General features: G+C 41.3%; 25 protein-coding genes. 19 read left to right on the top strand and 6 right to left on the bottom strand.

What is annotated here, in order from left to right; all coding sequences use genetic code 11:
* Window positions 1-4 precede the first annotated feature (4 nt).
* The 17 genes from rpsE (at window position 5) to ctlX (ending at window position 13,718) form a co-directional block, all read left to right on the top strand.
* The gene (gene rpsE, locus ACZ41C_RS11275) at window positions 5-529 is read left to right on the top strand and encodes a 30S ribosomal protein S5 (RefSeq protein WP_138259123.1); all 525 of its coding nucleotides are present in this window, start codon (window positions 5-7) and stop codon (window positions 527-529) included.
* 11 nt (window positions 530-540) lie between these two features.
* Window positions 541-720, top strand: a complete 180-nt coding sequence (gene rpmD, locus ACZ41C_RS11280; RefSeq protein ID WP_138259124.1) for a 50S ribosomal protein L30 — start codon at window positions 541-543, stop codon at window positions 718-720.
* A gap of 11 nt (window positions 721-731) precedes the next feature.
* The gene (rplO, locus tag ACZ41C_RS11285) at window positions 732-1,184 is read left to right on the top strand and encodes a 50S ribosomal protein L15 (RefSeq protein ID WP_138259125.1); all 453 of its coding nucleotides are present in this window, start codon (window positions 732-734) and stop codon (window positions 1,182-1,184) included.
* Between the two features lie 14 nt (window positions 1,185-1,198).
* Window positions 1,199-2,542, top strand: coding sequence for a preprotein translocase subunit SecY (gene secY / locus ACZ41C_RS11290; protein WP_154917022.1), 1,344 nt, complete (start codon window positions 1,199-1,201; stop codon window positions 2,540-2,542).
* 3 nt (window positions 2,543-2,545) lie between these two features.
* Window positions 2,546-2,761 (top strand): translation initiation factor IF-1, encoded by a 216-nt coding sequence (gene infA / locus ACZ41C_RS11295; RefSeq protein ID WP_013305172.1) that lies wholly within the window; start codon window positions 2,546-2,548, stop codon window positions 2,759-2,761.
* 6 nt (window positions 2,762-2,767) lie between these two features.
* Complete coding sequence (ykgO, locus tag ACZ41C_RS11300; protein ID WP_013305171.1) at window positions 2,768-2,884, top strand: type B 50S ribosomal protein L36; 117 nt, start codon at window positions 2,768-2,770, stop codon at window positions 2,882-2,884.
* A gap of 2 nt (window positions 2,885-2,886) precedes the next feature.
* Window positions 2,887-3,261, top strand: coding sequence for a 30S ribosomal protein S13 (gene rpsM / locus ACZ41C_RS11305; RefSeq protein WP_138259127.1), 375 nt, complete (start codon window positions 2,887-2,889; stop codon window positions 3,259-3,261).
* Window positions 3,262-3,367: 106 nt separating this feature from the next.
* Window positions 3,368-3,760: a 30S ribosomal protein S11 gene (gene rpsK, locus ACZ41C_RS11310; RefSeq protein WP_099546252.1), complete on the top strand. Its 393-nt coding sequence runs from the start codon at window positions 3,368-3,370 to the stop codon at window positions 3,758-3,760.
* A gap of 87 nt (window positions 3,761-3,847) precedes the next feature.
* Window positions 3,848-4,453 carry a 30S ribosomal protein S4 gene (gene rpsD / locus ACZ41C_RS11315; protein ID WP_099546251.1) on the top strand — a complete coding sequence of 202 codons (606 nt, stop codon included), beginning with the start codon at window positions 3,848-3,850 and terminating at the stop codon, window positions 4,451-4,453.
* A 19-nt stretch (window positions 4,454-4,472) separates the two neighbouring features.
* A complete protein-coding gene (locus ACZ41C_RS11320) occupies window positions 4,473-5,465 on the top strand; it encodes a DNA-directed RNA polymerase subunit alpha (protein ID WP_125221120.1) in 993 nt (330 codons plus the stop codon).
* A gap of 60 nt (window positions 5,466-5,525) precedes the next feature.
* Window positions 5,526-6,113, top strand: coding sequence for a 50S ribosomal protein L17 (rplQ, locus tag ACZ41C_RS11325; RefSeq protein ID WP_154917021.1), 588 nt, complete (start codon window positions 5,526-5,528; stop codon window positions 6,111-6,113).
* 96 nt (window positions 6,114-6,209) lie between these two features.
* The gene (gene carA, locus ACZ41C_RS11330; RefSeq protein ID WP_464561477.1) at window positions 6,210-7,337 is read left to right on the top strand and encodes a glutamine-hydrolyzing carbamoyl-phosphate synthase small subunit; all 1,128 of its coding nucleotides are present in this window, start codon (window positions 6,210-6,212) and stop codon (window positions 7,335-7,337) included.
* Between the two features lie 107 nt (window positions 7,338-7,444).
* Window positions 7,445-8,737, top strand: a complete 1,293-nt coding sequence (eno, locus tag ACZ41C_RS11335) for a phosphopyruvate hydratase (protein ID WP_138259131.1) — start codon at window positions 7,445-7,447, stop codon at window positions 8,735-8,737.
* Between the two features lie 106 nt (window positions 8,738-8,843).
* Complete coding sequence (locus tag ACZ41C_RS11340) at window positions 8,844-10,379, top strand: glycogen synthase (RefSeq protein ID WP_464561479.1); 1,536 nt, start codon at window positions 8,844-8,846, stop codon at window positions 10,377-10,379.
* Window positions 10,380-10,495: 116 nt separating this feature from the next.
* Entirely contained in the window at window positions 10,496-11,782 is a 1,287-nt protein-coding gene (locus ACZ41C_RS11345) for a citrate synthase (RefSeq protein WP_138259133.1), read from the top strand.
* Between the two features lie 88 nt (window positions 11,783-11,870).
* On the top strand, window positions 11,871-12,782 hold the full coding sequence (locus ACZ41C_RS11350) for a dimethylarginine dimethylaminohydrolase family protein (RefSeq protein ID WP_138259134.1): 912 nt from the start codon (window positions 11,871-11,873) through the stop codon (window positions 12,780-12,782).
* A gap of 3 nt (window positions 12,783-12,785) precedes the next feature.
* A complete protein-coding gene (gene ctlX / locus ACZ41C_RS11355; protein WP_170257970.1) occupies window positions 12,786-13,718 on the top strand; it encodes a citrulline utilization hydrolase CtlX in 933 nt (310 codons plus the stop codon).
* Between the two features lie 119 nt (window positions 13,719-13,837).
* Here the strand turns inward: ctlX and ACZ41C_RS11360 are convergent, their stop codons facing one another.
* Genes ACZ41C_RS11360 through ACZ41C_RS11370 form a run of 3 tightly spaced genes read right to left on the bottom strand, consistent with a single transcriptional unit; the run spans window position 13,838 to window position 17,110 of the window.
* Window positions 13,838-15,211, bottom strand: coding sequence for an aldehyde dehydrogenase (locus ACZ41C_RS11360; protein ID WP_464561483.1), 1,374 nt, complete (start codon window positions 15,209-15,211; stop codon window positions 13,838-13,840).
* Between the two features lie 3 nt (window positions 15,212-15,214).
* Window positions 15,215-16,642 (bottom strand): SDR family oxidoreductase, encoded by a 1,428-nt coding sequence (locus ACZ41C_RS11365; protein WP_464561485.1) that lies wholly within the window; start codon window positions 16,640-16,642, stop codon window positions 15,215-15,217.
* Window positions 16,643-16,684: 42 nt separating this feature from the next.
* Complete coding sequence (locus ACZ41C_RS11370; RefSeq protein ID WP_138259137.1) at window positions 16,685-17,110, bottom strand: hypothetical protein; 426 nt, start codon at window positions 17,108-17,110, stop codon at window positions 16,685-16,687.
* A 122-nt stretch (window positions 17,111-17,232) separates the two neighbouring features.
* Here ACZ41C_RS11370 and argS point away from each other — a divergent pair, with 122 nt between their 5' ends.
* Window positions 17,233-19,014, top strand: a complete 1,782-nt coding sequence (gene argS / locus ACZ41C_RS11375) for an arginine--tRNA ligase (protein ID WP_464561488.1) — start codon at window positions 17,233-17,235, stop codon at window positions 19,012-19,014.
* Between the two features lie 63 nt (window positions 19,015-19,077).
* Here the strand turns inward: argS and ACZ41C_RS11380 are convergent, their stop codons facing one another.
* On the bottom strand, window positions 19,078-19,797 hold the full coding sequence (locus ACZ41C_RS11380) for a bacteriorhodopsin-like (protein ID WP_464561491.1): 720 nt from the start codon (window positions 19,795-19,797) through the stop codon (window positions 19,078-19,080).
* A 139-nt stretch (window positions 19,798-19,936) separates the two neighbouring features.
* Between ACZ41C_RS11380 and ACZ41C_RS11385 the strand changes: the two genes are divergently transcribed.
* Window positions 19,937-20,806: a Brp/Blh family beta-carotene 15,15'-dioxygenase gene (locus tag ACZ41C_RS11385; RefSeq protein ID WP_464561493.1), complete on the top strand. Its 870-nt coding sequence runs from the start codon at window positions 19,937-19,939 to the stop codon at window positions 20,804-20,806.
* 134 nt (window positions 20,807-20,940) lie between these two features.
* Here ACZ41C_RS11385 and ACZ41C_RS11390 read toward each other — a convergent pair whose 3' ends face one another.
* Window positions 20,941-23,469, bottom strand: coding sequence for a TonB-dependent receptor (locus ACZ41C_RS11390; RefSeq protein WP_464561495.1), 2,529 nt, complete (start codon window positions 23,467-23,469; stop codon window positions 20,941-20,943).
* Entirely contained in the window at window positions 23,450-24,364 is a 915-nt protein-coding gene (locus ACZ41C_RS11395; RefSeq protein WP_464561497.1) for a FecR family protein, read from the bottom strand. The genes ACZ41C_RS11390 and ACZ41C_RS11395 overlap by 20 nt, the downstream gene beginning before the upstream one ends.
* Window positions 24,365-24,442 lie beyond the last annotated feature (78 nt).

Below are 24,442 nucleotides of genomic sequence, written 5' to 3' on the forward strand. Positions count from 1 at the left end.
AGGTATGTTCCAGAAGTACAAAAATGTAGAAACAGTTAAACCAGGAGGTTTAGATTTAAAGGATAGATTGGTGGGCGTTCAGCGTGTTACCAAAGTTACGAAAGGTGGTAGGGCATTTGGTTTTTCTGCTATCGTAGTTGTTGGCGATGAAAATGGAGTGGTAGGACACGGTCTTGGTAAATCAAAAGAGGTGGCTACCGCAATCGCAAAGGCTATTGAGGACGGAAAAAAGAATTTGATTCGTATTCCTTTGAACAAAGGTACTTTGCCTCATGAGCAAAAAGGTAAATATGGTGGTGCTCGAGTTTACATTCAACCTGCATCGCATGGTACAGGTGTGATTGCCGGTGGAGCAGTTAGGGCGGTATTAGAGGCCGTGGGTGTTCACGATGTATTATCTAAATCTCAAGGATCTTCGAATCCTCACAATGTAGTAAAGGCAACTTTTGACGCTTTATTACAATTAAGGAATGCCAAAACAATTTCACAACAGAGGGGAGTTTCCTTGGAGAAGGTTTTTAAAGGTTAAGACAGTTAATTATGGCAAAAATTAAAGTAAAACAAGTAAAGAGCGGTATTAAGAAGCCACAGAACCAAAAAAGGACGTTGCAAGCTCTTGGATTAAAAGGAATAGGTCAGGTTGTTGAACATGATGCAACACCTAATATTCTTGGAATGATAAATAAAGTTAAACATTTGGTTTCTACCGAAGAAGCTTAAACATAAATCTAATGAACTTAAGTAATCTAAAACCTGCAGAAGGTTCCGTTAATAGAGAGGGTAAACGTTTAGGTAGAGGACAAGGCTCAGGTAAAGGTGGTACCGCTGCAAGAGGGCATAAAGGTGCTAAATCTAGATCTGGTTACTCAAAAAAAATTGGGTTCGAAGGTGGTCAGATGCCATTGCAGAGACGAGTTCCCAAGTTTGGTTTTACCAACATAAATAGAAAGGACTACAAAGGAATAAACCTTGGAAAATTACAGGAGTTAGTAGATAACAAAGTAATTGAGAGTTCAGTTTCCTTCGAAACTTTGGTCGAAAACGGCATTGTAGGAAAAAATGACTTAGTTAAAATATTAGGAGGCGGTGAACTAAAGACCGCTCTAAAGGTATCGGTACATAAATTTACTGCTTCCGCAAAAGCTGCTATCGAGGCTGCGGGTGGTGAAGCAATAAGTTTATAAGTATATACGGGAACATGAAGAAATTTATAGATACAATATCCAATATTTGGAAAATAGAGGAGCTAAGGAGTAGGATACTAATTACTCTTGGGCTTCTTTTGGTGTATAGGTTTGGTTGTCAAATCGTTCTTCCAGGTATTGATTCTACCCAATTAGGTGGTTTGGCCGATGGTACTGACCAAGGTATTTTTGGTCTTCTTAACGCTTTTACAGGAGGGGCATTTGCGAATGCGTCTATTTTTGCTTTGGGTATCATGCCTTATATATCGGCCTCTATCGTAGTCCAATTAATGGGTATTGCCATACCGTATCTTCAGAAATTACAAAAGGAAGGGGAAAGTGGTAGAAAGACTATTAATCAGATTACACGTTGGTTGACCATTGGTATTTGTATTGTTCAAGCTCCTGCTTATTTATATGGTCTAGGTGCATTTGGTGTTCCTGATAGTGCCTTTGTATTGGGTAAAGGTTTGGATTTTATGATTCCGGCAGTTATTATATTGGTTTCGGGCTGTGTTTTTGCAATGTGGTTGGGTGAGAAAATCACCGATAAGGGCATTGGAAACGGTATTTCTTTATTGATTATGATTGGTATCATAGCCACGATGCCGCAATCTTTTGTACAGGAGTTTGTTTCCAGGACAACCAATAATAACGGTGGACTCATGTTCATTCTGATTGAAGTTATTGTTTGGTTCTTGGTGATTTTGGCAAGTGTATTGTTGGTAATGGCCACCAGGCAGATACCCGTTCAGTATGCTAGAAGGACCGCTTCCGGAGGATATGAAAAGAACGTAATGGGATCTAGACAATATATTCCTTTAAAGCTTAATGCTTCTGGAGTAATGCCCATAATTTTTGCACAGGCAATTATGTTCGTTCCTGGTATGATCGGTGGTGCTTTTGATGATACAACTTTTGGACAGTGGATGCAGGTACAATTCAGTGATATTTTTGGTTGGGCCTACAACTTGTTATTTGCTTTCCTTATTATAATTTTTACCTACTTCTACACCGCTATTACCGTACCTACCAATAAAATGGCGGATGACTTGAAACGTAGTGGAGGTTTTATTCCAGGAATTAGACCTGGAAAGGAAACTGGCGATTATTTGGATAAAATAATGTCATTAATTACGTTACCTGGATCAATATTTTTAGCTTTGCTGGCCGTTTTACCAGCCATCGTCGTAAAATTATTGGATGTACAGGCCGGATGGGCACTATTTTATGGTGGAACTTCCCTTTTAATTATGGTAGGGGTTGCAATCGACACTGTGCAACAGGTGAATTCATATCTATTGAATAGACATTACGATGGATTGATGAAAACCGGAAAAAATAGAAAAGTAGCATAATTTATGGCCAAACAAGCAGCGATAGAACAAGATGGATCCATTATAGAGGCATTGTCTAACGCAATGTTCCGAGTTGAATTGGAAAATGGACATGTAGTTACAGCGCATATTTCAGGTAAGATGCGTATGCATTATATCAAATTATTACCTGGAGATAAGGTCAAATTGGAAATGAGTCCTTATGACCTTACAAAAGCAAGAATTACTTATAGATACTAAGATAGCATGAAAGTAAGAGCATCAGTAAAAAAGAGAAGTGCCGACTGTAAGATTGTTCGCAGGAAAGGCAGATTGTACGTAATCAACAAAAAGAATCCTAGATTTAAACAAAGACAAGGGTAATTATGGCAAGAATCGCGGGTATTGATATACCAAAACAAAAAAGAGGCGTAATCGCCTTGACCTATATTTACGGGATAGGAAAGAGCAGGGCCAAGGAGATTTTAAGTAAAGCCCAAGTTAGTGAGGATACTAAAGTTTCTGATTGGAACGATGATGAGATTGGTCGTATCAGGGATGCAGTTTCTTCATTTACTATAGAAGGTGAGTTACGCTCCGAGATTCAATTGAACATTAAGCGATTAATGGATATTGGATGTTACAGAGGTATTCGTCATAGAGCCGGTTTGCCATTACGGGGTCAGCGTACAAAGAACAACTCTAGGACCAGAAAAGGAAAGAGAAAAACAGTTGCTAACAAGAAGAAAGCAACTAAATAATAAACAATAGAAGTCATTAGTATTTAGACGTTAGAAGAATCTGTTTGAAATGTAAAAGTCTAGGATTCCAATAACTTAAAACTAACACTAGAAACTAAAAATTTATATGGCAAAGGCAAATACAAAAGTAGTTAAGAAGCGTAAGGTTATTGTTGATTCTGTTGGAGAGGCACATATAAATGCCTCGTTCAATAACATTATCATTTCTTTGACTAATAAAAAAGGTGATGTTATTTCTTGGTCTTCGGCAGGGAAATTAGGATTCAGGGGATCTAAGAAGAACACACCTTATGCTGCGCAAGTAGCGGCGGAGGATTGTTCAAAAGTTGCCCATGAAGCGGGTTTGAGAAAAGTGAAGGTTTATGTGAAGGGACCTGGAAATGGTCGTGAATCCGCTATCCGCTCCATACACAATTCTGGAATTGAGGTAACTGAAATCATAGATGTTACACCAATGCCTCACAATGGGTGCAGACCTCCAAAAAGAAGACGAGTTTAATTAAGTATTAATATTTCACCGAAGGTGTAATTACGATTATCGAAGGATAAGCCTTAATTCATAATCCCACCTTCATAATTTTAGAAAATGGCAAGATATACAGGACCTAAATCAAAAATCGCCCGAAAATTTGGTGAGGCGATATTCGGGGACGATAAATCCTTTGAGAAAAAAAATTACCCTCCAGGACAACATGGAAGCAACAGGCGTAGAGGAAAGCAGTCTGAGTATTCCGTACAGTTGATGGAAAAACAAAAAGCTAAATATACCTACGGTATTCTTGAAAAGCAGTTTAGAAACCTTTTCGCCACTGCCAAAAGAAAAGAAGGTGTTACGGGTGAGATTCTTTTGCAATTATGTGAGAGCCGCTTGGATAACGTGGTGTTCAGAATGGGAATTTCCCCTTCAAGAAGCGGTGCCAGACAATTGGTTTCCCATAGACATATTACAGTGAACGGCGATATCGTAAATATTCCTTCCTATACATTAAAGGCAGGAGACGTTGTAGGTGTTAGGGAAAAATCCAAGTCTTTACAAAGTATTCAGGATTCACTTTCGGCAAACAGTAGTGTTTACGAATGGATTACTTGGAATAGCGAAAAAAAGGAGGGGACATTCGTTTCCGTTCCGGAGAGACTTCAGATTCCTGAAAACATCAAAGAACAATTAATCGTCGAGCTTTACTCAAAATAAAAACAACACTGATCCAATTATGGCATTATTTAATTTTCAGAAACCCGATAAAGTAATAATGATCGATTCCTCAGACTTCGAAGGAAAGTTCGAATTTCGTCCTTTGGAGCCTGGTTATGGATTAACTGTTGGGAATGCACTTAGAAGGGTGTTGCTTTCTTCCTTGGAAGGCCATGCCATTACATCCGTAAGGATTGATAAAGTAGAACATGAGTTCTCAGTGATTTCGGGTGTTGTAGAAGATGTGACCGAAATTATCCTAAACTTAAAACAAGTTCGTTTCAAGAAGCAGATCGAAGATTCTGAGGCTGAAGTCGTTTCCATTTCAGTTAGTGGTAAGGAGCAATTGACTGCCGGGGATTTCCAAAAGTTCATCTCTGGTTACCAAGTGCTTAATCCAGACTTGGTCATTTGTAACATGGACCCCAAGATCAGTATCAATATGGAAATTACCATAGATAAGGGTAGGGGATATGTTCCTGCTGAAGAAAACAAGAAGTCAGGTGCTCCAATTGGAACAATAGCTGTCGACTCTATCTTTACGCCGATCAAGAACGTAAAGTATAGCATAGAGAACTATCGTGTTGAGCAAAAGACCGACTATGAAAAATTGGTTTTTGAGATTGTATCCGATGGTTCCATACATCCTAAGGATGCCCTAACGGAAGCTGCCAAGGTATTGATCCATCATTTCATGTTGTTCTCTGATGAGCGTATTACGCTTGAAGCCGATGAAATCGCGCAAACGGAAACCTACGATGAGGAATCCCTGCACATGAGACAGTTGTTGAAGACCAAATTGGTTGATATGGACCTTTCCGTACGTGCCTTGAACTGTCTAAAGGCAGCGGAGGTAGATACCTTGGGAGATTTGGTTTCTTTCAACAAAAACGATTTGATGAAGTTTAGAAACTTCGGAAAAAAATCCCTTACAGAGCTTGAGGAGTTGGTAATCAACAAAGGACTGAGCTTTGGAATGGATCTTTCAAAATACAAATTAGATAAGGATTAATTAATCATATTTTGCTCCTCGTTCGACCGAGTTTGGTAGCAAGATGATAATACTATAATAATGAGACACGGTAAAAAAGTTAACCATTTAGGAAGAAAATCGGCGCATAGAAAGGCTATGTTGGCCAACATGGCATGTTCTTTAATTGAGCATAAAAGAATCAATACAACGGTTGCAAAGGCTAAAGCTTTAAAGCAATTTATTGAGCCATTGATTACAAAATCCAAAGCTGAGAATAATCAATCCGCAGAAAAAGGTACGCACAACAGACGTATCGCTTTTAAAAACCTTCGTGATAAATATGCAGTAACTGAATTGTTCAGCGTTGTTGCTGAAAAGGTCGCCGATAGACCTGGTGGTTATACTAGAATCATCAAATTGGGAAATAGATTGGGTGATAACGCGGATATGGCCATGATAGAGTTGGTTGATTTCAACGAACTATACAATGCCGGTAAGCCTAAGAAAAAATCTACTAGAAGAAGTAGAAGAGGTGGAAAGAGTTCAGGTGCCGATGCTCCAAAAGCAGAGGAGACAGAAGTGAAGGAAGTAGTTGCAGAGGAAGCGGCTCCGGAAGTCGAGACTGCCCCAGAAGCTGAATCACAGCCTGAAAACGAGGTAAAAAAAGAGGATGACTCAAAAGAGTAACATGTCAATAAATATTGATAATTATAAAAGGATAGGTCTTACAGCCTATCCTTTTTTTATGTTTTTTTGTGAACGGATAAATAGAAAAGGAACATCATGAAGTATCAAGCCAAAAAGAAAGCTTTAATATTATTGGCCGATGGAACCATTTTTTATGGTAAGTCGGTAGGGGACAAAGATGGGACCGCCTTCGGGGAGGTCTGTTTTAATACCGGTATGACGGGCTATCAGGAAATATTTACGGACCCTTCCTATTTTGGTCAATTGATGGTGACTACCAATGCCCACATAGGGAATTATGGTACGAACGTTGACGAAGTGGAATCCGAGACCATTAAGATAGCCGGGCTCATATGCCGAAATTTTAGTTACGAATATTCCCGTCCCTTGGCGGATGCCAGCTTAAAGGAATTTTTGGACAAGAACGATCTTTTTGCCATTTCAGATGTGGATACAAGGGCTTTGGTCAGTTACATTAGGGACAATGGGGCTATGAATGCGGTCATTTCCACGGAGGTTGACAATATTCCAGAGTTGAAAAAACAACTTGAGAAAGTTCCCAGTATGGAAGGATTGGAACTCGCCTCAAAGGTATCTACCAAAGAACCCTATTTTTATGGGGATGCATCAGCGCCCGTGAAAATAGCGGCCCTGGATATCGGAATAAAGAAAAATATACTTCGTAACCTGAAAAAGCGTGGTGCGTATATTAAAGTATTCCCTTACAACGCAACCTTCGCAGAAATGTCTGACTGGAATCCGGATGCCTATTTCATTTCAAACGGTCCTGGTGATCCGGAACCTTTAAGTGAAGCGATTCAAGTTGCCAAGGAGATTATAAAAACCGACAAACCTCTGTTTGGAATCTGTTTGGGCCACCAGGTCATCGCATTGGCCAATGGCGTTTCTACGTATAAGATGCATAATGGTCATAGGGGTATCAACCATCCCATCTTGAATTTACTTACCGGGAAGGGGGAAATTACCTCGCAAAACCATGGATTTGCAATCAATCGTGAAGAAACGGAGGCCAATCAGGATTTGGAAATTACCCATGTGCATTTAAATGACCAAACCGTGGCGGGAATCCGAATGAAAAACAAGGACGTCTTTTCGGTGCAATACCACCCGGAAGCAAGTCCTGGACCCCATGATGCGGACTATCTTTTTGATGATTTTTTCAAGTTGATCGAGAAAACGTCAATGCAATCCACAGAAGTTTAAAAAATCGTTATATTCCTTTGAAATGGAACAATCGTTTTAACAACGTGGGTTTAACGTTCGTATCTTTACAAATCACATTTTAATTCAGTTACTAAAGAAAATAACAAATGAGTATCATATTAAGCGTTCACGCAAGACAAATTTTAGATTCAAGAGGAAATCCCACTGTTGAAGTAGATGTTATCACTGAAAACGGTGTCATGGGAAGGGCTGCTGTACCATCTGGGGCTTCTACGGGAGAACACGAGGCAGTTGAACTCAGGGACGGAGGAAAAACTTTTATGGGCAAAGGGGTCATGAAGGCAGTTGAAAACGTAAATACTGTCATCGCTGAGGAAATACTTGGAATGTCCGTTTTTGAGCAAAACCTTTTGGACCAGACAATGATCGATTTGGACGGTACTCCTAACAAATCCAAATTAGGTGCAAACGCTATTTTGGGCGTTTCCTTGGCTGCAGCTAAGGCCGCTGCCAATGAGTTGGGCATGTCCTTATACAGATATGTAGGAGGGGTTAGTGCCAATACCCTACCTGTTCCCATGATGAACATTATTAATGGGGGGTCGCATTCAGATGCCCCCATCGCTTTTCAAGAGTTTATGATCATGCCCGTAAAGGCGAAGAGTTTTTCGCATGCCATGCAAATGGGTACTGAGATCTTTCATAACCTAAAAAAAGTATTGCATGATAGGGGTTTGAGTACAGCCGTAGGTGATGAAGGTGGATTTGCTCCAAATCTTGCCGGTGGAACTGAGGACGCTTTGGATACCATTGCAAAAGCTGTTGATAAGGCAGGCTATAAATTGGGGGACGATGTAATGATCGCTTTGGATTGTGCATCCGCAGAATTTTATGTGGATGGTAAATATGATTATACCAAATTTGAAGGAGATAAGGGAGTGGTGAGGACTTCTGAGGAACAGGCCCAGTATTTGGCGGACTTGACTGCCAAATATCCAATTATTTCCATTGAGGACGGAATGGACGAGAACGATTGGGATGGTTGGAAGGCCCTTACCGATAAAATTGGCGATAAAGTTCAATTGGTAGGTGATGATTTGTTCGTTACCAATGTAGAACGATTGTCAACAGGAATCGAGAAAGGCATTGCCAATTCCATTTTGATCAAGGTAAATCAAATTGGTACTTTGACCGAAACGATTGCAGCGGTGAACATGGCCAAGAATGCAGGATATACTTCGGTAATGTCCCATAGGTCCGGTGAGACGGAAGATAATACGATTGCCGATTTGGCCGTAGCGTTGAATACAGGACAGATCAAAACAGGTTCCGCATCCAGATCTGATCGTATGGCTAAATACAACCAATTGTTGAGAATAGAGGAGGAATTGGGAAGTATGGCCTACTATCCTCAGGAAAAGGCCTTTAAGGTCAAATAATAATAGTTTTGCAAAAAAGGCTTTCTTTTAGAAAGCCTTTTTTTTTGGAACAGTCTAAAACTTTAATTACCTTTTCTAGGTTATAAATTCCCCTATTTAAAAGTGTATGAATAATTTTTTATTTGTTTCAGCGGAAAACGATGCGATTCCAAATTGCAAGGCCGGAGGAATGGGCGATGTGGTGAGGGACGTTCCCAGGGAAATCGCCAATCGTGGGGATTTTGCACATGTAGTAGTGCCATCTTACGGGAGGTTGCATCAAAACGGGATTTTCAAGACGGATTTGGAGTTCAATTTAAGGGGAACGGTCTATAAGGCGGAGTTGTACGAAGTTGTTCCCAAAAAGATCATAAAGAATATTACACATTATGCCATTCATCACCCTGAAATCAAAGAGGGTGGTATTGCCCACATTTACCATGATGACCCAACGGAACCATTTTTTAACGATTTCGTCAAGTTCATGATATTCTGCACCGCTGTGGCAGAAGCTATTAAGGTGGGTGCCTTTGGAAAATTGGACGTAGTCCATATGCACGACTGGCATTCCAGCGCGGTTCTTTTTTTGAAGACCTATCATCCCGCTTATCGCGATTTAAAAAAAATGCGATATGTCTACAGTATCCATAATTTGGCAATACAGGGCATCCGACCCTTTTACAACAACTATGCCTCTGTAAATAATTGGTTTCCCGAGGTTCAATTGGACCATAAGGGTTTAATGGACCCTAGATACCTGGATTGTATCAATCTTATGGCCGTGGGAATTCGATTGGCGGATGCCGTACACACGGTTTCCCCATCCTACAAGGAAGACGTCATGTTGCCGAGCAGGCCGCCCGAATTTATTGGGGGTGAGGGCCTGGAAAAGGATCTTCAAAAAGCGAATAATGAAGGAAGGCTCTTTGGGATATTAAATGCTTCCAATTATAATAACATTAGAACGGCCGAAAAAGGCAATCTGTATCGGAATACCGTTAAGGCACTGTTTAGATGGTTGCAGGACGAATCCAAAAAGTACAAGGCCGATTTTCTCGCCCATACAGGGGAAAAGATTATGCAATATGTTGGGAACCGGCCCAAGTTCATTGTATCAAGTGTTGCCCGGCTGACGGAACAGAAATTTTATTTCCTAAAACGTTCGCCCGAAGCTTTTGAGGAAATTTTAAAAAGATTGGACAAAGCAGAGGGTATTTTCATGCTTTTGGGAACCGGAAATCCGGATTATGAAGATCTGTTCAGGAAGATGAGCTACAAGCATAAAAATTTTATTTTCACCAATGGCCAATCTGAAGACCTTATTGATTCCATGTATTTGGAAACAGATCTTTATTTTATGCCAAGTTTGTTCGAGCCATGCGGTATAAGTCAGATGTTGGCCATGAGAAACGGGAACCCTTGCCTGGTACACCATACAGGGGGTCTTAAGGATACTGTAACCCACATGAAAACGGGGTTTGCCTTTGAAGGAAAGACCTATGACCAGCAGATAAGGAACATGGTGAAGGTTTTTGACGAGGCCCTGAACGTTTGGGAAAACGATAAACCCACTTGGAAAAGAATTAAAGCGAACGCAAAAAAAATGCGATTCACCTGGGAAGATTCCGTGGATGCTTATTACAAAGACCTCTATTTGTTATAGGTTTTTCCGTACGACTAACTTATTGTTAATTTTAGCCCAAAGAAGTGGGCGGAATTGTTAAAATACCCCTGTTTTATTAAATTTACAGCTAATCGATTAACACGTAAAATTCAGAGATGTCAGATAAAGCTACTTTAGAATATAATGGTAAAAAATATGAATTTCCGGTAGTTAAAGGAACGGAAAATGAACTTGCCATTGATATAAAATCTTTAAGGTCCTCAACAGGAGGTATAATTACAATAGATCCAGGATATAAGAACACGGGTTCATGTGAAAGTGCCATTACTTTTTTGGATGGTGAAAAGGGTATTTTAAGATATCGGGGATATTCTATAGAGGAGCTAGCCGAGAAAGCCGATTTTTTGGAAGTGGCGTACTTACTAATATTTGGTGAATTGCCAAATGAGGATGAATTGGCCAAGTTCCATAAGGATATCACCGATGAATCCCATGTTGACGAAGAGATGAAGAAAATTTTGGACGGTTTTCCAAAGTCGGCCCATCCTATGGGCGTACTTTCTTCTCTAACAAGTGCCCTTATCGCTTTTAATCCGTCTACCGTAGATGTAAGTTCGGAAAAGGATATGTATCGCTCTATTGTTAGAATTTTGGCCAAGTTCCCTGTTTTGGTCGCATGGACGTTACGTAAGAAAAAGGGCTTGCCCTTGGATTATGGTGACGATACCTTGGGTTATGTGGAGAACATTCATAAAATGATGTTCAAAAGACCAAATCAGGAATACAAAAAGAACAAGGTCGTTATCGATGCCTTGGATAAATTATTGATTCTCCATGCAGACCACGAACAAAACTGTTCTACTTCAACCGTACGTATTGTAGGTTCATCCCATGCCGGATTGTTCGCGTCATTGTCGGCCGGAATTTCCGCACTTTGGGGGCCCTTGCATGGCGGAGCCAATCAGGCAGTACTGGAGATGTTGGAGGCTATTGAGGCTGATGGCGGTGACACAAAAAAATATATGGCGAAAGCCAAGGATAAGGATGATCCTTTTAGGCTGATGGGCTTCGGTCACAGGGTTTATAAAAACTTTGATCCTCGCGCCAAGATTATCAAAAAGGCTGCGGACGAAGTACTGGGAGATTTGGGAATTCAAGATCCCATTTTGGATATCGCCAAAGGATTGGAAAAAGAAGCCTTGGAAGATTCCTACTTTGTAGATAGAAAACTGTATCCCAACGTGGATTTCTATTCGGGTATTATTTACCGCGCTTTGGGTATACCTACTGAGATGTTTACCGTAATGTTCGCTTTGGGAAGGCTTCCCGGATGGATTGCCCAATGGAGGGAAATGAGATTACGGGGAGAGCCCATAGGAAGGCCACGTCAGGTGTATATCGGTGAAAATCTACGACCATTTGTAGATTTAAAATCTCGTTGATCAAATAATCGATTTTAAAATTTAGAACGCCCTTTTAAAGTTTAAAGAGGGCGTTTTTAATAGTACCTTAGCGCTCAAAATTGATAGTATGCTTAGGCTAAGTGTAAATGATGAAATATCAAGGTTAAGGGCCGTGGTTTTGGGTACGGCAAAAAGTCCCGGACCAATTCCCAAACCGGAAGAGGCCTATGACCCAAAATCCTTGGAACATATCCTGGCGGGTACCTACCCAAAGGAAGAGGATATGATTAGGGAGATGGAGGCTTTTTCCAAGGTATTAAAGAAATACGATGTGGCCGTCTTTAGACCTGAGGTCTTGGAGGATTGTAACCAGATATTTTCAAGGGATATCGCGTTCGTAATCGAGGACAAGCTTATCATTTCAAATATTTTGCCCGATAGGGAAAAAGAAGTGGATGCCATACTTCATGTACTCGATAAAATTGAGGAAGACCATATTTTACATCCACCGGAAAAAGTGCATGTGGAGGGAGGTGACGTTATGCCTTGGAACGATTATATTTTTGTGGGAACCTATACGGGTGCCGATTATGCAGACCACATTACCGCCAGGACCAATGTGCATGCGGTCGAATATTTGCGCGAGCAATTTCCCAAGAAAAAGGTTCTGTCCTTTGAGTTGAGAAAATCCAAAAATGCCAAGGAAAACGCCCTACATTTGGACTGCTGTTTTCAGCCTTTGGGAAAAGGGAAGGCCATCATTCATAAGAATGGATTTTTGGTGGAGAAGGAGTACCAATGGTTGGTCGATTTCTTTGGCAAGGAAAACGTTTTTGAAATAACGGCAGACGAAATGTACCATATGTTCAGTAATGTATTCTCGATAACCCCAGAGGTGGTGGTATCGGAAAAGAGTTTTACCCGATTAAACAGTTGGCTTAGGGTACAGGGTTTTACCGTTGAGGAGATTCCATACGCGGAGATTTCCAAACAAGAAGGACTTTTAAGATGTAGTACGTTACCATTAATACGGGAATAATTTATGATGCAGATTACCAATACCATTTTGATGATTCGGCCAGTGAACTTTCGTATGAACGAACAAACGGCCGTGAACAATTATTTTATGGAAGATTTGGATGAGAAGAACAACCAGATCAACCAAAAGGCACAGGATGAATTTGATGCCTTTGTGAGTACTTTGAGGTCTGCCGGTGTGAATGTCATTGTAGTAGATGATACTATTGATCCAGATACGCCCGATAGTATTTTTCCCAACAACTGGATTTCTTTTCATGAAAATGGTACGGTTGGGGTATACCCCATGTTCGCCGAAAACAGAAGAAACGAACGGCGCGAGGATATTCTGGAAATTATGGAGCAACACGGTTTTCTTATCGATAACGTCATGGATTATACCGCCGCAGAAGCGGAAGGGGTGTTTTTGGAAGGTACCGGGAGCATTATTTTGGACCGTGTAAACCAAAAGGCCTATTGTGCCCTATCGGAAAGGGCAGATGAAGATTTGTTCATCGAATTTTGCGAGGATTTCGATTGTATGCCCGTCATTTTTACGGCCAATCAATCCGTAGATGGAAAACGATTGCCAATTTACCATACGAATGTCATGATGGCCCTTGGCGAGGACTTTGCCATTATTTGTTTGGACAGTATCGACGATAAAAAGGAACGCAAAAATGTGATGGACCACCTAAGAAACGATGGCAAGGAAATCATCGCCATAAGCGAACGGCAGATGCATCATTTTGCCGGGAACATGTTGGAAGTTCTTGGAAAGGACGGCCAGCGATTTTTGGTCATGAGTTCCGCTGCGTTTGCTAGTTTGGACGAATCCCAAATCGAGGCAATAGAAAAACGATGCAAAATAATCCACAGTCCCCTGGATACGATTGAAGCCTGTGGGGGTGGAAGCGCCCGCTGTATGATGGCCGAAGTATTTTTACCAAAAAAGTAATAGAATTTATTGGCACCGCCAAGGGGGGTTAATACTCCAAGGCTTGCTTCGAAATTAAAAGTTAGCTTTCAAAGAATGCCTCGTGAGCTTGCCCTCTAGGTAGTTTACTTAGTAACAGGTCATTTAAAAAGGAACTTTAGTTTCTTCGCCAGTTTTTCCGGTAATTTATATGGTGGATATCGAAGCGGAATTTCCGGCCAAAAACTTTTTTTGATGATGGCCTTTTGGTGTGAAAAAGTATCGAAGGAATATTTTCCATGATAGCGGCCAATACCGGAAGCACCTACGCCTCCAAACGGTAGTGTGCTATTTGTAATATGGAGCAGGGTATCGTTCATGACCCCTCCACCAAAACTGTAGGCATGAATAATTTTCTCCCTAAATTTTTTCCTTTTACTAAAAACATATAGGGCAAGAGGCTTTTCATAGTTTGAAATATAACTATCTATGTCCTCTTCCGTTTCATAGGAAATTATGGGAAGCAAGGGGCCAAATATTTCATCTTGCATTATTTTACTATCCAGTTTGGGTTCGTCCACCAATGTTGGGGCCATATATTGGGTCTGGTCATTAAAATCCCCACCCAGTAATATGCGTTGTCCGGTCAACATTTCCTTTAGATTGTCATAATGCGATGTATGGGCGATTCGGGCCAAATCGGGAGAGTCTTCTACGGAAGGGCCGTATAACTCTGAAATGCTCTTGCCAAGTTCCGTCACCAAATCTTTCTTTACCTTTTTGTGCACCAGAATATAATCGGGTGCAATACAGGTCTGACCGCAGTTTAGGAATTTACCCCATACGATGCGTTTGGCACTAACGGCAATGGAGGCCGATTCGTCCACTATGCAGGGGTTTTTGCCTCCAAGTTCCAAGGTGACGGGCGTTAGGTGTTCCGCGGCCTTTTGATAGATTATTTTGCCCACTTTCGTGCTTCCCGTAAAGAAAATATAGTCCCATTTCAGGGATAATAATTCTTGGGAAGTTTCGATACCGCCCTCCGCGACGGCTACATAGTCCTCGGGAAATACTTCCGTAATAATTTCACTGATGATTTTGGACGTGCTGGACGTAAATTCAGAGGGTTTTAATACGGCCGTATTGCCAGCGGCCAAGGCTCCTATAAGGGGTGATATGGTCAGTAGGAAGGGATAGTTCCAAGGTGCAATGATGAGTGTGTTACCATAGGGTTGCGGGTAGAGCCAATCCGAAGAGGGAAAATTGACCCACGTGGAATTCACCCGTTTTGGTTTGCTCCAATAGTTTATATTTTTCAGGGTCTCGTCCAATTCATAGAGTACGAACTGGGTTTCCGTGGCAAGGGATTCGAACTTCGGCTTTTTAAAATCGGAATACAGGGCATCACAAATTCGGTCTTCATAAGTAATTACGGCCGCTCGTAGCTTTTTAAGGTAGGATTTTCTAAACTTCAGGTCCTTTGTAGCCCCAGAACCAAAAAATTCCCGTTGTTTTTTCACAAAGGATGCAATCATAGGTCATTTTGTTTTTGCAATGTTTCGAATCATACCACCAAAAATAAAATAATGAAAGGGAACGAGACTGTACCAATACAAGCGCCCCTTTAGGCCACGTGGGCGAAAAGTGGCGGTCTGATGCAATACATTGTCCCTGTCGATTTTAAATTCCAGCCATGCCTCACCAGGCAATCGCATTTCGGCAAAGAGCAACAGTCTTTTTTTCTTTTTATCCGCCAAGAGTACCCGCCAAAAATCCAGGGAGTCCCCCGGATAAATTTTATCAGGATGGGTCCGTCCCCTTCTCAATCCCACACCCCCCATCAGTTTGTCCAAAAATCCACGTAATCTCCATAGGCTATTGCCGTAATACCAACCCTGTTCCCCACCAATCTTCCAGATATTTTCAAGTACTTTTTTGGAATCCGAAATTTGGAGGGTCTGTTCGTCCTTGAGCACTCCAAATTTTGGCACCTGAATGTATTTTTCCAGACTCTTGTTGAAACGGCCGCTAACCATACTGTCCTTCCAGCTACTAATGACCAAGTTTTGCTCTATTTTCTTAAAGGCCATTTCAATGGCTTCCTTATAGCTATGGGTTTTAATTTGAAGTAGTTCCGCCAGTCTCTGATCCTTTGCCACCACCTCAATTTTCATACTGTCCACAAGGTTCAATGCCAATTTATAGGAAGTGGAGGTTACAAAATACAGCCAATAGGAAGACAGTTTTGGCGTCATGACGGGCACCGTAAAAATCCAGTTTTTAAAGCCTCTTACCTGTGCATATTGATGTAGCATTTCTTTATAGGTAAGTACATTGGGGCCCGCTATATCGAAGGAATCGTCGAAGGTTTTTTCGTTGCCCAGTACACCTATCAAGAAGGAAATAACGTCCCGTATGGCGATGGGGTGCGTTTTGGTCAAGACCCATTTTGGGGTAATCATGATAGGTAATTTTTCGCAGAGATCTCTAATAATCTCAAAAGAGGAACTTCCGGAGCCCACGATAATCCCTGCCCGAAGCACTGTGAGCGAAAAGGGACCTTTTGAGAGGATATCTTCCACATTTTTACGGGAACTTAGATGCTTGGATAGTTTTTCATCGTTCACGATACCGCTTAGGTAAATGACCTGACGAATGTTGGTGGACTCCACGTAGGTAATGAAATTTTTGGCCATTGTGGCTTCCTTTTCGTCAAAATTGGTGGTGGAAGAACTCATGGAATGTATCAAGAAATAGGCTGCGTCCAAATCCTTGGGCAGAAGATTCGGCCGTACCGCTTCCAAAAAGTCGATTTCTATAATTTCAACTTGCGCCCTTGTTTCCTCATCAATGGAAAACCGTTCAGTGTCCCTTACGGCACATACCACTTTATGTCCATCGGCAATCAATTGCGGTAATAACCGCATTCCTATGTAACCATTCGCACCGGTAAGAAGGATTTTCATGTTTTAAAATTGAATTAAGATGGAATATTTGGATTTCAGGACTTATAGATCCTCCAAAGAGGTGGGCGAACTATCGGCCTTGAATTCCAATATTTTTTTAAAGAATTTTTGTACCGCCTTGGTATCGGATGCCACTTTGATAAAGTAGTGATCTCGATACAGGGAATATACGGAGGACTCCCCCTTGTACAATGTCAGTTTGTAATAGGGAACAATAAGCGCAAAGGTCTCCAAAAGCGATCGGAACCTCACAATGATACCTTTGGGCCTAAGCTCAATATTACAGGTGTCCCTATTATTGTCCAAAATGAGCAAATTCCTTATTTCAATACTGGCATCCGTAATGATGAGTCTTGGGGAGCCAATACCGCCTAGGGTCCAACGTTCCTTGAGGGTAAAGGGTTTCCCCACTTCGGTGTCGATTTTCTGCGTAATGGAGGGGTTTGAATAAGATACGTTCAATAGCATGCAATTCTTTTTTTTGACTTTACACAAGCGTTTTTAAAGTTACAGAAAAGAAGGGTCAAAGACCATAGTTTCGCTTTAAAAGGGCAAAAAATGCTTAGTTTTGCAGCCTTAAATCCTTGCAGATGACCATTGAAATAATTCTTGAAGCAAAAGTGAAGGAAGCCGTACAGGCTACCTACGGTGTTGAACTCATATCTGTGGAATTTCAGCCTACAAGAAAGGATTTTGAAGGGGATATTACGGTAGTGGTTTTCCCCATGCTCCGGCAAGTAAAGGGCAACCCCGTACAAATTGGGGAGCAAATTGGTGCCTATCTTGAAAAGGAAGTGGATGCTGTGGCCGGATATAATGTTGTCAAGGGTTTTTTGAACATCGTTATTTCGGATGGGTATTACCTGGACTTTTTCAATGCGGTCAAGGATAAGACCGATTTCGGTCTGGTACCTACCTCCAACGAAGCCGTTATGGTCGAATATTCTTCCCCCAATACCAACAAGCCCCTGCATTTGGGCCATATTCGAAACAATCTCTTGGGCTATTCCGTGGCCGAAATCCTGAAAGCATCCGGTAAGAAGGTCTATAAGACCCAGATTATCAATGATCGAGGCATCCACATCTGTAAGAGCATGCTGGCATGGCAACGCTTCGGTAACGGCGAAACTCCGGAAAGCTCGGGCTTAAAGGGCGATAAATTGGTGGGCAATTATTATGTGGCTTTTGATAAGGCTTACAAGGCGGAGATTGGGCAACTCGTTGAAAAGGGAGTGGATAAAAAAATGGCCGAAAAGGAAGCGCCTATCTTGTTGGAAGCCCAAAAAATGCTCCAAAAATGGGAGGCCGGCGACGAGGAAGTTGTTTCGCTTTGGAAACAAATGAACGGTTGGGTGTACGATGGTTTTGAGATCACCTATAAAAATTTAGGCGTGGACTTTGACACCTACTATTACGAGAGCGACACCTATCTGTTGGGAAAGGACGTAGTTGCGGAAGGTCTGGAAAAAGGTGTTTTTTATGGAAAGGAAGATGGAAGTGTTTGGATAGATTTGACCGACGAAGGCCTTGACGAAAAAATTGTACTGCGTTCCGATGGTACCGCGGTATATATGACCCAGGATATAGGGACGGCCATACAAAGGGTAAAGGATTACCCAGATGTCAACGGTATGGTCTATACCGTAGGCAACGAGCAGGACTATCATTTCAAGGTACTGTTTTTGATCCTGAAAAAACTCGGGTTTTCATGGGCCGAAAAACTCTATCATCTAAGTTACGGGATGGTGGACCTTCCCAGTGGAAAAATGAAGAGTAGGGAAGGTACGGTGGTAGATGCCGATGACCTAATGGAAGACATGACCCGAACCGCGGAAGCAATCTCCAAGGAATTGGGCAAGTTGGAGGGATATTCGGAGCCTGAGCGCGCTGCCCTTTACAAAATGATCGGCCTGGGGGCCCTTAAGTATTATATTCTCAAGGTAGACCCCAAAAAGCGGATTTTGTTCGATCCGGAGGAGTCGGTCGATTTTCAAGGAAACACCGGCCCCTTCATTCAATATACCTACGCGCGTATCCAGTCCATTTTAAGAAAGGCCCAGGAGACCAAGGTAGAGAGCAACCTACCCGCCCAAATTTCCGGACTCCATCCCAAGGAAAAAGAGTTGTTGAAACAAGTGCAGTTGTTTCCCGAAACCATACAATTGGCGGCCGAAAATTATAGTCCGGCGTTGATCGCAAATTACACGTACGATTTGGTCAAGGAATTCAATTCCTTCTATCAGCAGGTTTCCATATTGGGGGAATCTGATGAACAAAAGAAGGTTTTTAGGGTGCAATTGTCCAAAAAAGTGGGCGACACCATTAAAACGGCTTTCAGTTTGCTGGGAATAGAAGTTCCGGAGCGGATGTAAATGAGAAAGACCTTTGATTTTAAGCAAAGGTCTTTCAGAACAATCAGAGTTAGTAAAAACAAATTATTTGTTTTCAGTGGATTGTGCAGCTACTGCGGCACCATAGACTACCAAACCAAATCCAATTTTATTGACCGCGTCACCTATGTTGTAGATAACATCCATATTTAACCCAAGACCTCCTAGTCCATCATACCATCCTGGCGTTCCTGCCATATAGCCTAGAGGATAAATAGCCCATCCAACAAGTACGAACCAGCAGAGCATCTTATGTGCTTCCAACGTTGCTCCCCCAGCTTGTACGGCCAATTTTTTCGCACTTCCCAGCCATATCTCGTACACGATATAGAAATAGGCCAAACCAGATAACAATCCCCAGAACGCAGCATTGTCCCTGTAAACAGCTTCACCAAAATAACCGGTTATAAGCATGATTACCGAGGCGGCGATAAGCTTCCACATGAGTGATTTTTTCGCACCAGCTACCTTTAAGATGAGGTAAAATTCCACGCACATAAGAGGTACTGTCAATACCCAGTCAACATATCTGAAAAAAGTAGGTGATTCCCCTACACCAGACCAATAATCGCGCATGTACCAATAGTGAACGGCGGCGATAAATGTAATCAATCCTGAAACGAGGATAGAAGTTCTCCACTTTCTGTCAAAGTTGTTCATTGACAAAAAGAAAAAGGCTGACGCTGCCATCATGGCCATGCAACCTACAAAAAAGGTGAACCCAACGTAATCGTTATTTGCGATTTTAGTTACGTCGGCAAACATTGGAAAAATTTGTAATAATGTTTTCATAACATAGCATTTTTTTGTTTAAATAAATGTAATAAAAGTTAAACAATAAAATGATAAAAATTGTTTAAATTTTTTGTCATAACTTTAAACAAATTCAAAATTATTTTGGATAATGAAAAACTGGCTACTGTTGACAACATTTTTCGGATTATGGCTTTCCACACAACTCTCCTCTGGTCTCCAAGACTATCTAGCCTATTCCTTTATTCTTACTTTTGGTGTTTTGCACGGTGCAAATGACATTGTCCTAATTAGAAAGCAATATCAAAATTTGAATACAACTGGGGCAATCATTCCTTATATATTGGTAATATCCTTGGTTACCTTATTGTTTTTGTATTCCAAAGCCTTGGTGTTAGCGGTATTTATAGTTATCAGCGGATATCATTTTGGAGAACAACATCTTAGGGAAAGATTGACTAATTCACATTGGTTTCATAGATTCTTTTTCACTTTCTATGGTTTGACCATATTATTTATGATTTTTTATGCCAATATCGTAGAGGTTCAGCAAATAATTTATGATGTAACTGGGTATTTATTTCTTAGTGGTTATATTAAAATAGGGCTATACATAAACCTGATCGGGTTGTCCATTTCAGTGGCCTTTTTAAAATTTAAAAAAGTATTGCGGATAAATTTGGTCAAAGAATTATTTATGTTCTTTGTCTTCTATATTGTATTTAATGTCGCCTCTTTACTTTGGGCATTTTCAATATATTTTATCCTATGGCATAGCATTCCTTCCTTGAAAGACCAAATGGAAGTTTTATATGGTAGTTCAAAGCCTAGTTACCTTATGGACTACGTAAAGTCCTCTTGGATTTATTGGGTTGTTTCTATACTAGGTCTTTTTATTTTATACCTTCTACTACAAAAGCATATAGACTATTTCATTTCCGTAGTCCTTTATTTGCTTGCGGCCATAACTTTCCCACACGTCATTGTGATGTCAAAACTGGAAAAAAATAAGGGAATTTGACAGTTGGGTAAATTAAATCATACTGTTGTCAAATAATTTAGAATATTGTTTGTTTTCCAAATTATTCCTTTGTCGCCAAAAACTATCTTCAATTAAAGAAGTTTAAAGGTAATCAGAGCTCAACTCAAAACTAGTTAAAATCGAATCCTAAAACTTGCATTGGGAGTCACACCTAGGGATACCCGTTGCACCGTTTCAATTTCGTTGCTGTCGTTCAGCCTGTAGTAGGTATTCAAGATGTTTTTTCTGTTCGTAAAGTTTAATACCGATGCGCCTACAGATGCCCTTATGGTTTCGCTGAGGTTGAAATCATAGGTTGCGGATGCATCGGCCCTAAAATATTCAGGTAAGCTACTGCTGTTTGGGGCCTCATAGTTTATCTCACTTGGAAATATAGAGGTATCGAGCGGATTGGTAACGTCTGGCCTGGTATACGGTTTTCCGGACCTATAGTTAAAACCGACACCAATTTTAAAATCATTGTAATTATAATTTCCGGCCAAGGTAAAGGAATGTTCCAATTCCAGATTGTTCGGAAAAATGGGCGGGTCAACGGTGTTAAACGTATAGTTATTGTCATTATAGGCATAACTGAACCAAACGCTATAGTCGTTCGTTTTTTTGTTGATCAAGAACTCCAGACCCTTTACTAGATACTCGCCAATCTCACCGTCAAACTGATCTTCATTCTGGAAACCTTGGGTCCTCACATTGATGCCCGTAACATTTTTATAGAAGGCCTCAACACCAACGTACAACCTGTCTTCGTCGTAGTTGAAGCCCAGCGACCCCTGTTTGCTTTGCACTATTGGCAACTCATTTTCGTCTGCCAAGGTCCATCTTCTTTTTTCCAGACCAAGAAAATTTTGTTCCAGGTCAATGATCTGGTTGGTGTATTGGCTCTTGAATTCGCCCAAGGCCTCCACCTTAAAATTACGTGCGAATTCATAGGAGATACTTAGCCTAGGTTCTATAAGGACTTTCTCAAAGGTATTGATGTTGCTAATGTAATTTAACCTTCCTCCAACTTGGGCGAAGAGTTTTCTGTTCTCCGTTTCAAAGCAGAATTCTGAATAAACGCTATGCGACCTGATTACGCCCTTTACACTACTTTCAAAAAAGGGGAGGTTGATTCGTGTAATATTTTCAATGCCCGTTTCCGTGAATTGGTATCCGTTCCTCCATTGCAAGTTGGGCGTTAGTTTGTAAACAGTATTTAGTTTTATGCCGGATTCCTTAACCAGATTGTTTTGGTACAATTGCCGTGACGCACTTTCCGTAATACTGAAGGCCGTGAGCCTGTATTGGGTGTAATAGACGTTTGCCTGAGTGAAAAAGTTATCCGTCCATTCGCTTTCAAGGCTTCCGCCAAAGGATATGTTGATTTGGTCCAAGGAACTTTCGGTAGCATCGGTACCATCGGGCCTTAGCGTAAAATTGTCAAGATCATTATTGATATGAATGAGGCTCAGCCTTATTTTGTGATATCGGTCTACATCGTATAACAACTTGCCCGTAAAATCGTAAAAATAAAAGTCGTTGTCCGTTCGTACCTCACTATCCTGAAAGGCCTTTTCCGAAAATGTAGTGTAGGTGGGTGTCTCAAGAAAATCGGTTACGGACCTTCTTCCGGAGAACTGAATGGCCATGTTTTCGGCAAGGGGTATCTGTCCGTAAACATCTCCATTGATTAGGTTGAACCCAGCGCCACCATAGACGGAATTTTGGATGTCATTTTTGGTGCGAAGGTCCATGACCCCACTTACACCATCCCCGTATATGGAACTCGTTCCATTTTTTATCACTGTGATTTTATCGGTCAGATATGGGTTAAAAGCCGATATTAGCCCAAAAAAATGGCCGGACTGGTACATCTTTATGCCATCCCATAAAATCAGGTTTTGGTCATTGGTGCCACCACGGATGTTTATGTCCGATACGGTCTCGTCCACACTTTTGATTCCCGGAAATGCTTGGGCCGATTGTAGGATGTCCGGCTCGATCAAACCCGGTAGGATCCCGAATTCCGCGGTATTCATTTGAATGCTACCATCGGAAAACTTGGCAAGGCCATCCGTAAGAAATTTATAGACGACGACCTCTTCCAGTTCCTGATAGCTAAGTGCCAAGGCTATGGACGTACAAGGAGCCTTGTTGCTCAGTTTTTTCGCCGAAATAAAATAGGGTTTGAACCCCAAATGACTGATTTGGATGATTGCTGTACGGGGCACCTCCTCAAAAGCGAAGGTCCCGTCCATATTGGTGACCATGGCGATGTCAGTATCCAATACCCGTACCGTGGCGCCCGGTATCGTATTGTTCTCATAATTGTCCAGTACCGTGCCGCAAATGGAAAGTGTATCCGTAAGAATGACGGAATAATATCGGTCACTAAGTCTTTCAATTTCTAAGGGCGTTTGGGAAATTATTTGGACAATGGCGGATTCAAGGTTCTCCGTCTCCGGCCGATGGAGTTGAATACCCTCCAAATCCGCATCGGCAAAGGAAAATTTTACATTGAATTCGGTTTCCAATTCCTGAAGCAAACCAATGACGGAAATTTTTGGTTTGGATGTTTGCTGTGCCCGTCCGCCGTTCACAAGGAACAACAGAAGCACTATGAAAAGATGGACACTAAGCGTTTTAAGGGGCGCTTTCCTCATAGAACAGCACTTTGTTGCCCTCTAATTTAAAACTAATTTTAAGAGGTGTGCTTATACTTTTTAATGCCAAATCCAAATTGGAATTGCTAAACGTGCCTGTAAAAAGTTGATTTTCATCAATGTTTTCAAGAGTAATTTTCAAATTATGTTGGCGTTGCAATTCTGCAAGAACATATTTAAGCGGTATGCTTTTAAAGGTACTCTCGTTGTTTACCCAAGAGGGTTTTCCGTTTACATCCACCTTTGATTTTTTCATTGTACCCTCAATGGCAAGAGCGGAATTTCCCGCCGGCAGTTGAAACTCCTCGCCGTTAAAAGTTACACGTACCAAACCTTCATAGCAGGTAACCTCAAAATAACTGTCCCTGTCCTCCACATTGAACTGGGTACCCAAAACGGTGACAGTTCCCTGTGAGGTGGAAACCGTAAACTTTTTTCCTTTGGCCACTTTAAAATACGCCTCACCGTCTAATTTGATGGCTCTTTTGGAATCCCAATTTTTTTCGTTGTAAGAAAGAGTGGATTCCGCATTTAGGAGTATTTCAGAATTATCCGGCAGGGTAATTTCCCTGTTTTGGGCCAGCTTGGTAGTAATTGTTTCATCAAGCGTGTTAAAATAGAAATAAGCCCCTGTAAGCAACACGGCGATGACCGCTGCCACTCGTAGGAAGGCTTTAAAAGGGGATAAGGTAATGACCTTTGCTGATTCCTGGCTTTCTTTGGAAGCCTGAAGCCGCTCCCATGCCTTTTCACGATCAAATTCAGGAGCCCGTAATTCTTTGGAAGTCTCCGCTATTCTTTGATAGGTAGCATACTCTTCGGACTTCTTGAACGCTTCAAGTTCTGCCTCCGTAAGCTCATTAGTAAGCCATTTTGCCAAGTAATTTTCTTGCATATCTTTTAGCTTTATACCTCTTTAACAACTATCCAATCAAAAACCCTACTACAAGTTTCAAGTTCAAACACAAATATC

Source organism: Maribacter sp. C-4077 (assembly GCF_055378385.1).

Excerpts from the sequence above, each read along its gene's own strand:
- ACZ41C_RS11390 (WP_464561495.1), bottom strand. The coding sequence starts at position 23,469 with ATGAGGAAAGCGCCCCTTAAAACGCTTAGTGTCCATCTTTTCATAGTG.
- infA (WP_013305172.1), top strand. The coding sequence starts at position 2,546 with ATGGCCAAACAAGCAGCGATAGAACAAGATGGATCCATTATAGAGGCA.
- ACZ41C_RS11360 (WP_464561483.1), bottom strand. The coding sequence starts at position 15,211 with ATGATTGCATCCTTTGTGAAAAAACAACGGGAATTTTTTGGTTCTGGG.
- ACZ41C_RS11365 (WP_464561485.1), bottom strand. The coding sequence starts at position 16,642 with ATGAAAATCCTTCTTACCGGTGCGAATGGTTACATAGGAATGCGGTTA.
- rpmD (WP_138259124.1), top strand. The coding sequence starts at position 541 with ATGGCAAAAATTAAAGTAAAACAAGTAAAGAGCGGTATTAAGAAGCCA.
- argS (WP_464561488.1), top strand. The coding sequence starts at position 17,233 with ATGACCATTGAAATAATTCTTGAAGCAAAAGTGAAGGAAGCCGTACAG.
- ACZ41C_RS11395 (WP_464561497.1), bottom strand. The coding sequence starts at position 24,364 with ATGCAAGAAAATTACTTGGCAAAATGGCTTACTAATGAGCTTACGGAG.
- rplO (WP_138259125.1), top strand. The coding sequence starts at position 732 with ATGAACTTAAGTAATCTAAAACCTGCAGAAGGTTCCGTTAATAGAGAG.
- ACZ41C_RS11340 (WP_464561479.1), top strand. The coding sequence starts at position 8,844 with ATGAATAATTTTTTATTTGTTTCAGCGGAAAACGATGCGATTCCAAAT.
- ctlX (WP_170257970.1), top strand. The coding sequence starts at position 12,786 with ATGATGCAGATTACCAATACCATTTTGATGATTCGGCCAGTGAACTTT.
- ACZ41C_RS11385 (WP_464561493.1), top strand. The coding sequence starts at position 19,937 with ATGAAAAACTGGCTACTGTTGACAACATTTTTCGGATTATGGCTTTCC.
- ACZ41C_RS11320 (WP_125221120.1), top strand. The coding sequence starts at position 4,473 with ATGGCATTATTTAATTTTCAGAAACCCGATAAAGTAATAATGATCGAT.
- ACZ41C_RS11370 (WP_138259137.1), bottom strand. The coding sequence starts at position 17,110 with ATGCTATTGAACGTATCTTATTCAAACCCCTCCATTACGCAGAAAATC.
- eno (WP_138259131.1), top strand. The coding sequence starts at position 7,445 with ATGAGTATCATATTAAGCGTTCACGCAAGACAAATTTTAGATTCAAGA.
- ACZ41C_RS11345 (WP_138259133.1), top strand. The coding sequence starts at position 10,496 with ATGTCAGATAAAGCTACTTTAGAATATAATGGTAAAAAATATGAATTT.
- rpsK (WP_099546252.1), top strand. The coding sequence starts at position 3,368 with ATGGCAAAGGCAAATACAAAAGTAGTTAAGAAGCGTAAGGTTATTGTT.
- rplQ (WP_154917021.1), top strand. The coding sequence starts at position 5,526 with ATGAGACACGGTAAAAAAGTTAACCATTTAGGAAGAAAATCGGCGCAT.
- ACZ41C_RS11380 (WP_464561491.1), bottom strand. The coding sequence starts at position 19,797 with ATGTTTGCCGACGTAACTAAAATCGCAAATAACGATTACGTTGGGTTC.
- secY (WP_154917022.1), top strand. The coding sequence starts at position 1,199 with ATGAAGAAATTTATAGATACAATATCCAATATTTGGAAAATAGAGGAG.
- carA (WP_464561477.1), top strand. The coding sequence starts at position 6,210 with ATGAAGTATCAAGCCAAAAAGAAAGCTTTAATATTATTGGCCGATGGA.
- ykgO (WP_013305171.1), top strand. The coding sequence starts at position 2,768 with ATGAAAGTAAGAGCATCAGTAAAAAAGAGAAGTGCCGACTGTAAGATT.
- rpsE (WP_138259123.1), top strand. The coding sequence starts at position 5 with ATGTTCCAGAAGTACAAAAATGTAGAAACAGTTAAACCAGGAGGTTTA.
- rpsM (WP_138259127.1), top strand. The coding sequence starts at position 2,887 with ATGGCAAGAATCGCGGGTATTGATATACCAAAACAAAAAAGAGGCGTA.
- ACZ41C_RS11350 (WP_138259134.1), top strand. The coding sequence starts at position 11,871 with ATGCTTAGGCTAAGTGTAAATGATGAAATATCAAGGTTAAGGGCCGTG.
- rpsD (WP_099546251.1), top strand. The coding sequence starts at position 3,848 with ATGGCAAGATATACAGGACCTAAATCAAAAATCGCCCGAAAATTTGGT.